This is a genomic window from Candidatus Dormiibacter sp., assembly GCF_050999135.1.
Classification (GTDB): Bacteria; Chloroflexota; Dormibacteria; order Dormibacterales; family Dormibacteraceae; genus Dormiibacter; species Dormiibacter spiritus.
This window is the reverse complement of record NZ_JBPCPN010000001.1, coordinates 23,672-30,422: the sequence shown is the minus strand read 5'-3', so window position 1 is coordinate 30,422 and position 6,751 is coordinate 23,672. Positions and strand designations below refer to the sequence as shown.

Here is a 6,751-nt window from a genome sequence, read left to right as displayed (position 1 = left end):
CACCCAGAACTACGAGACGGGCAAGGGCGCTCGCCTCTTCGGCTACACCTCCCTCTACGGCCAGGTGCCGGGCGGCCAGGCCGAATACCTGCGCGTACCGCATGCCGACTTCGGACCCATCAAGGTTCCCGAGGGCACCCGCGATGATCGCTTCCTCTATCTCTCGGACGTTCTGCCCACCGCGTGGCAGGCCGTCGAGTATGCCGACGTGCCGGCTGGCGGATCCCTCGCCGTGTTCGGACTGGGCCCGATCGGGCAGATGTGCTGCCGCATGGCGCGTCAGCTCGGCGTGGAACGGGTGATAGGGGTGGACATGGTCCCCGAGCGCCTGGAGCTGGCGCGCCAGTTCGGCGCCGAGACTATCGACGCCAATGATTCGGAGGACGTTTCGGCGGCGATCCGGAGATGACTGACGGCCGCGGCACCGACTCCGTCATCGACGCGGTGGGCATGGAGGCTCACGGCGTCGCCGGCGCGGCTGCCAAGTTCAGTCAGCTCATGGTCAACTTCCTACCGGATCCAGCCGCGCGGAAGGTGGTCGAGAAGGGCGCGATGGATCGCCTGGACGCACTGCTCGACGCCATCGCCTCAGTGCGTCGCGGCGGCACCCTCTCCATCAGCGGCGTCTACGGGGGCGCCGTCGACCCGCTGCCCATGATGGAGCTCTTCGACAAGGGCGTTCAGGTCCGCATGGGCCAGGCGCACGTCAAGCGCTGGGTTCCCGAAATCCTGCCGCTGCTGGAGACCGACGGCGACCCCCTCGGCGTCGAGACGCTGGCCACCCATCACCTCACGCTGGATGAGGCTCCCGAGGCCTACCGCATGTTCCAGGCGAAGGAGAACGGCGCCATCAAGATGGTCCTGCATCCGGGCGTCGCCTAGTTGACTGTAACGGTCGGACGTTTAGCACGCCGGAGGCTCCTTGAATCGGCGTTCCAGGCGCGCGGTGCCAAGGCCTGGCGCGGAGGCTAACGAGCGCATCCTAAGATGCGTGACGAGGCCTGCCAGGCCCGGAACGCCGGCATCAGCGCGCCGGTCTGGGACGTCGCATGCTGAAGATTTGGGCAACTGAGTGTCAGACCTTGCGGCCGCGGGAGCCGGCGCACCCGCGATTGCTTTTCCGGCTAACCAGAATCAAATGGGCGGTTCGAGTGTTCCCGGAGGTTGAAGCATGAACATTTTCGTCCTGCTTGCAACGGCAATTGCCGCTGCAGTGGAGTGGGTAGAAGCCCTCACCATCGTCCTCGCTGTGGGCCTCTTCAGAGGCTGGAAATCTGCGCTGGTCGGGATGTTCAGCGGCATTGGGGCGTTGCTTGCGCTGGTTATCGTGGTCCTGATCCTCGGGGCCAGCGCCACGAAGGCCATCCCTCTGCCAGTCGCCCGCTTCGTAGTCGGCCTGCTCCTGTTGCTCTTCGGCATCCGCTGGCTTCACAAGGCCATGCTCCGGTCGGCCGGCCTGGTGGCTCTGCGCAATGAGGACCAAGAGTTTGCGGGGCTGCATGAGGAACTGAGCGAGGCAACCGCCACCGCGACCGCCATCGATTGGCGCGGCGTTTCGACTGCTTTCAACGGAGTGCTCCTCGAGGGCCTGGAGGTCGTCTTCATCGTAGTCGCCCTAGCGGGCTTGAATAACCTTGGCGCCGCAAGCCTGGGTGCCCTGATTTCTCTCGTGATAGTGGTGATCGCCGGCATTTTCGTCCGGCATCCGCTTAGCAGGGTTCCTGAGAACCTCATGAAGTACGTCGTGGGCATCATGCTCACCAGTTTCGGCACGTTCTTCGCAGGCGAGGGACTCGGCATCGAATGGTGGCATTCCGACCTGGTCCTGCTGCCTCTCATCGCCGGCTACGGGACCGTCTCGATCATCATCGTCTGGGCACTGAGGCGGACACCAGGCCCGGCTCGCGAACCCGCACGCGCCATAAGGATCCTGCGGGCGATAGTCGACGAGGTTTGGGGCCTCTTCGTAGGAGACGGACGGCTTGCCATCGCGACCGTCGCGGCTCTGGCAGTCACAGGCCTCATCGTGGCTCACTGGCCCGGCAACACGGAGATGGCCGGCCTACTGCTGGCGGGCGCCATCCTCGTTGCCCTTCTGATCGGGGTGGGAGAAACGTCTGGGCATGTGCGCGAACGGCGGAAGCCACTTGATCATGGCGTTCCCCAGGAAGCCGAACAGCCCGCCAGACCTTTCCCGGCGCAGGCCATCGCAAAAAGCGGGGCCCTGAAAGACCAGGAGGAGTCCCGGAACCAGCCTGCGGAGACCCGCGATGCGAAGGTCTAAGGGGATGGCTGTCCGCTAGTCTGCGGCAATGCAGTCAGAGGTGGTCGGCAAGCTTCCCGCGCGCAGCCCGAGTCACGCGGCACGCACGGCCGAGAGGCAGCAGGCATGACTGAGAAAGGCTGCGCAGGACCGCTGGAAGGAGTCCGCGCAATCGAGCTGGGCACGCTCCTGGCGGGACCATACTGCGGCCGGCTGCTGGCGGAGTTCGGCGCCGAGGTGATCAAGGTTGAGCTGCCCGGCCGCGGTGACCCGCTCCGGGAATGGGGCCGCCACCGCTACCGGGGCCGCTCGCTCTGGTGGCCTGTGCAGAGCCGGAACAAGAAGCTCATCACACTCGACCTGCACAGCGAACGCGGCCAGGATCTGCTCCGGCGGCTGGTCGAGAAGTCCGACGTGCTGATCGAGAACTTCCGGCCAGGCACGCTGGAGCGCTGGGGTGTCGGTCCGGACGAGTTGCGCCAAATCAATCCGGGACTGATAGTGGCCCGCGTCTCCGGCTACGGCCAGACCGGGCCCTACAGCGACCGAGCCGGGTTTGCCGCGGCAGGTGAGGCGATGGGCGGGCTGCGCCACATCAACGGCTATCCCGATCAGGCGCCACCGCGAATGGGTGTCTCGCTGGGCGACTCGCTGGCTGCCATGTTTGCCACCATCGGTGTGCTGATGGCGCTCTACCGACGCAGCGTCTCTGGCCGGGGCCAGGTGGTGGACGCCTCCATCGTCGAGAGCTGCTACGCCCTGCTGGAGTCGATAGTGCCTGAGTACGGAAAGCTGGGTGAGGTGCGGGGACCGACAGGCACAGTACTGGAGCACATCGCCCCCTCCAACGTCTACCGCTCTCGAGATGAGAAGTGGGTGGTGATAGCTGCCAACTCACCCAACCTCTGGCAGCGCCTCTGCCAAGTGATCGGCCGCCCCGACCTGCTCACGGATGAGCGGTTCCAGACGCACTGGCTCCGGGGTCAGAATCAGAAGCCACTGGACGAGATCATCTCCGGCTGGGCGGGTGAACGGGACGCGGCCGAGATCGACCGCCTGCTGAATGCGGCCGGCGTCGTCTGTGGGCCTGTCTACTCGGTGGCGGACATCTTCAGCGACCCGCACTTCCAGGCTCGCCGGATGCTGCTCAGCATGGACGACCCGGAGCTGGGCGAGGTCACCGCGCCGGGCATAGTGCCGAAGCTGTCGGAGACACCAGGAGAGGCGCGGTTTACGGGGCCGTGGGAACTGGGGGCTCACAACCGCGAGGTCTACTGCGACCTGCTGGGCGTGCCGCCGGCGGAGCTGGCAGAGCTCGTGACCGCAGGCGTCGTCTAGGGGGCCGCGCCTTCTTGGCCAGCGCCGTTGACCGATGCCGGGTCCTTGCCAGGCAGACGCTTCGAAACGTTCTCGAGACGTGGCGCCGGAAGCCGGAGGCGGAAGGTGGCGCCCCTGCCAGCTGCCTCGTCCACCAGCTCCAGTGTCCCGTTGTGGGCGCGCGCCACTGCGGCGGATAAGGCCAGTCCCAGCCCGGCGCCGCCCGACCGACGGCCGCGCGCTGAATCGGCGCGGGTGAAGCGCTCGAAGATTCTGTCGCGTATCCCGACCGGAACCCCTGTGCCCTGATCCGCCACCTCAAACCACCACTCCTGCCCCCGACGAGCGACGCTCAGGTTCACCTGACCAGTCTCGGGACTGTGCCTCAGGGCATTGTCGAGTAGGTTGTCGAGCACGCGCCGCAGCAGGTCCGGGTCGGCCAGCACCAACCCCGAATCAGGGGCGTGCGCGCGAAGGTCTATTCCTCGGCCACCCGCCGTTCCCCGCCAGCGTGCGGCGACTTCCTCTGTCAAGTCGGGCACGTCCAGCGCTACGCGATTCGGCAGCAGATGGCCCGCGTCTGCCTGGGCCAGAAGCAGGAGCTGATCCGCAACCCGCCCGAGGTGCTCGAGCTCGCGCTGCACGCGCTGCAGGACCCGCTGATATTCGGTGGGGGTTCGTAGCCTGGTCAACGCCACGTCGACCTCGGTCCGCATGAGTGTGAGTGGGCTCCTCAGCTCGTGCGAGGCATCCGCAGTGAACTGGCGCAGGCTCTGGAAGCTTTTCTCCAGCCTGGCCAGCATCTCGTTGAAAGTGGCCTTCAGCTCGCCCACCTCGTCCGGAGCCGCCTGCACAGTCACCCGGCGGTGCAGCTCCTGATCGCCTATGTCGCGCGCCGCGGCCGCAATGGCGCGGACCGGACGGAGGGTGCGTCCGACGAGCAGCCAGGCCAGGACGCCGCCAGAGGCAATCACCAGACCACTGCCCACGACAAGCGACACGAGCAGGCGCTGTCTCAGAGCATCCAGGTCGACCGTGGACAGACTCACTATCACCGCAGCCTGCTGCTGATTGGGCGGATCTCCCAGCGGCTGGGCCGCGGCGTACACGCGGCGGCCACCCCCCGAGGCGTCACGGGTCTGCAGCGGGCCCACCCGCCCGCCACTGTGCAGTACGGTGGCGGCCTGCTGGCTCAGGTAAGCCGGACTCAGGCTCTGCTTCTCGGTCTGGACCAGCAGGCCGCTTTCAGTGAACACGTCAATCTCGACCGGTTCTTGTGTGGTGGCCGACGTCTGGGGAAGCCGCCCGGCCGGATAAACCACCCGGCCACCCTGCAGGTCGAGTCCGTTGGCAACTGCGCTCCACTGGTCGTAGAGGGCTTGGTCTGCCTGGTTGCTGCTGGGGACCGTGACCAGTTCGAAGATCGCGACCGCGGTGACGGCTGTGGCGATGGCCAGAATTGCCACCTGAACGAAAACCAACCGTGCTCGCGTGGAGCGAAAGGCGCTGACCATGCCGGTCAGTCAGGGAGGCGAAAACGATAGCCGACGCCCCTGATCGTGGTGAATGGGTCCGCCAAGCCTGCCGACTCCAGCTTCCGGCGCAGCCGCCCCATGTAGACCTCCACCAGGTTGCGACCGTCCTCCAAATCGAAATCCCACACATTGGCCAGGATGCTCTCGCGGCTCAGCACGCGGTCCCGGTGCAGCAGGAAGAATTCCAGGATGGCGAACTCCTTACCGGTCAGCGCAACCTCAGCGCCTTGCACCAGCACTCTGTGCGCTGCCGAGTCCAGCCTGATCGGCCCCGCATCCACGATCGCTGCGCGGTCGGGTAGATGCCGGCGGGCCAAAGCGCGGATTCTGGCCACCAGCTCCTTCAGCGCGAACGGCTTGACCAGGTAATCGTCCGCGCCCGACTCGAGGCCCTTGACTCTATCCTCCACAGCGCCGAGTCCGGTCAGCATCAGCACCGGTATGCGGAGCTTGCGGCTGCGCAGCTCTTTCACGACGGCGAAGCCATCCCGCCCGGGCAGCATGACGTCGAGCACGATGACGTCGTAGCTCACGACCGCGACCGCTGCGAGCGCCTCCTCCCCGTCCCCGGCGGTGTCGACAGCCAGGCCGAGTTCCTCGAGCCCGCGGTGCAGACTCTCGGCCAGCTCCGCATCATCCTCGACGATCAACACCCGCATCGGCGAGCAGCATATCGGTGACTTCCTGAATTGAAACGAAATCAGGCTGTTAGCGAGGGTTCAGAATGCCGCACTAGCTTGCACATCATGAAGATCAGTGTTCCGCTCTTGGTCGCGTTTGTGCTTCTCACTGCCAGCGGATGTGACATCGCGGGTCCGCATCCTCCGGTGGCAGTGAACCATGTTCATACCTCGCCGACGCCCAACGTCTCAAGCTCGCCCACACCTGCGGGCAGCGCCCCAACTGCACCAGCGCCGACCTCTCTCCCCACACCGGTGGTTGTGCCCACGCCGGGCACAACCACCGTACTTGCCAGGTGCCACACAGGCGTTCTCCTGGTCAGCTTCGCCGGCTCGCAGGGCGCCGCGGGGACCATCGTCGACACCTTCCGGGTCGCCAACACCTCAACCTCCCGCTGCGTGATCTTGGGGTATGTGGGGATGCTCATGCTCGACGCGGCTGGGCGCCCCCTCCCCACCCACGTGGTCCGCAATGGAGGCGTCTTCTCGACTGAGGCCGGCCCTTCCGGCTTCAGCCTGGAGCCCGGGACCGCCGCCTCGTTTCAGGCTGCCTGGTCCGATGTACCACATGGCTCCGAAGGTCCCTGTCCGCAGGCTGCTCAGCTCGAGGTCACTCCGCCCGACGAGTACGACCATCGCCTGATCTCAGTCAGCGGATGGAGCCTTGCTCCGTGCGGGGGCGGGGAGATCGATGTCACGCCGATCCGCGCGGCCGGCCCGGGACCCGCTTGACCGAAATACCCTCGGTGACCTGAGACCGGAGACCTGACAAAAGTTGACTCCGGATGCACCGTCCGCCCAGTGCTTCAGGTGGTGGGCGTCGGTCCACTCCGGCGGTCGGTCACAGTCGGGGAAGCGACAGCCACCATCCCGCCGGTGCAGCGCCCACCGCAGCGAGGGAGGCACCACCCGCCTGGCCCGACCTGCCTCTCCGAGTGGCGCCTCGCACTTTCGCT

At 66.3% G+C, this 6,751-nt stretch carries 5 protein-coding genes and 1 pseudogene; 4 read left to right on the top strand and 2 right to left on the bottom strand.

What is annotated here, in order from left to right; translation table 11 throughout:
• The 3 genes and pseudogenes from ACR2MZ_RS00170 to ACR2MZ_RS00160 all read left to right on the top strand — a co-directional run.
• Window positions 1-882: pseudogene (locus ACR2MZ_RS00170) on the top strand (zinc-binding dehydrogenase); the annotation flags it as partial.
• A 289-nt stretch (window positions 883-1,171) separates the two neighbouring features.
• Window positions 1,172-2,284 carry a COG4280 domain-containing protein gene (locus ACR2MZ_RS00165; protein ID WP_434003052.1) on the top strand — a complete coding sequence of 371 codons (1,113 nt, stop codon included), beginning with the start codon at window positions 1,172-1,174 and terminating at the stop codon, window positions 2,282-2,284.
• Between the two features lie 105 nt (window positions 2,285-2,389).
• Window positions 2,390-3,601, top strand: a complete 1,212-nt coding sequence (locus tag ACR2MZ_RS00160) for a CaiB/BaiF CoA transferase family protein (protein WP_434003051.1) — start codon at window positions 2,390-2,392, stop codon at window positions 3,599-3,601.
• On the opposite strand, the gene ACR2MZ_RS00155 is transcribed toward ACR2MZ_RS00160, so the two are convergent.
• Both ACR2MZ_RS00155 and ACR2MZ_RS00150 read right to left on the bottom strand, forming a co-directional pair.
• Window positions 3,598-5,094: a sensor histidine kinase gene (locus tag ACR2MZ_RS00155; protein WP_434003050.1), complete on the bottom strand. Its 1,497-nt coding sequence runs from the start codon at window positions 5,092-5,094 to the stop codon at window positions 3,598-3,600. The genes ACR2MZ_RS00160 and ACR2MZ_RS00155 overlap by 4 nt on opposite strands.
• Window positions 5,095-5,099: 5 nt before the next feature.
• Window positions 5,100-5,774, bottom strand: coding sequence for a response regulator transcription factor (locus tag ACR2MZ_RS00150; RefSeq protein WP_434003049.1), 675 nt, complete (start codon window positions 5,772-5,774; stop codon window positions 5,100-5,102).
• Between the two features lie 87 nt (window positions 5,775-5,861).
• Here ACR2MZ_RS00150 and ACR2MZ_RS00145 point away from each other — a divergent pair, with 87 nt between their 5' ends.
• A complete protein-coding gene (locus tag ACR2MZ_RS00145; RefSeq protein ID WP_434003048.1) occupies window positions 5,862-6,527 on the top strand; it encodes a DUF4232 domain-containing protein in 666 nt (221 codons plus the stop codon).
• The last annotated feature ends 224 nt before the right edge of the window (window positions 6,528-6,751 follow it).

Bases quoted from the DNA above. Each gene is read 5' to 3' on its own strand.
- ACR2MZ_RS00145 (WP_434003048.1), top strand. From the start codon at position 5,862: ATGAAGATCAGTGTTCCGCTCTTGGTCGCGTTTGTGCTTCTCACTGCC.
- ACR2MZ_RS00150 (WP_434003049.1), bottom strand. From the start codon at position 5,774: ATGCGGGTGTTGATCGTCGAGGATGATGCGGAGCTGGCCGAGAGTCTG.
- ACR2MZ_RS00165 (WP_434003052.1), top strand. From the start codon at position 1,172: ATGAACATTTTCGTCCTGCTTGCAACGGCAATTGCCGCTGCAGTGGAG.
- ACR2MZ_RS00155 (WP_434003050.1), bottom strand. From the start codon at position 5,094: ATGGTCAGCGCCTTTCGCTCCACGCGAGCACGGTTGGTTTTCGTTCAG.
- ACR2MZ_RS00160 (WP_434003051.1), top strand. From the start codon at position 2,390: ATGACTGAGAAAGGCTGCGCAGGACCGCTGGAAGGAGTCCGCGCAATC.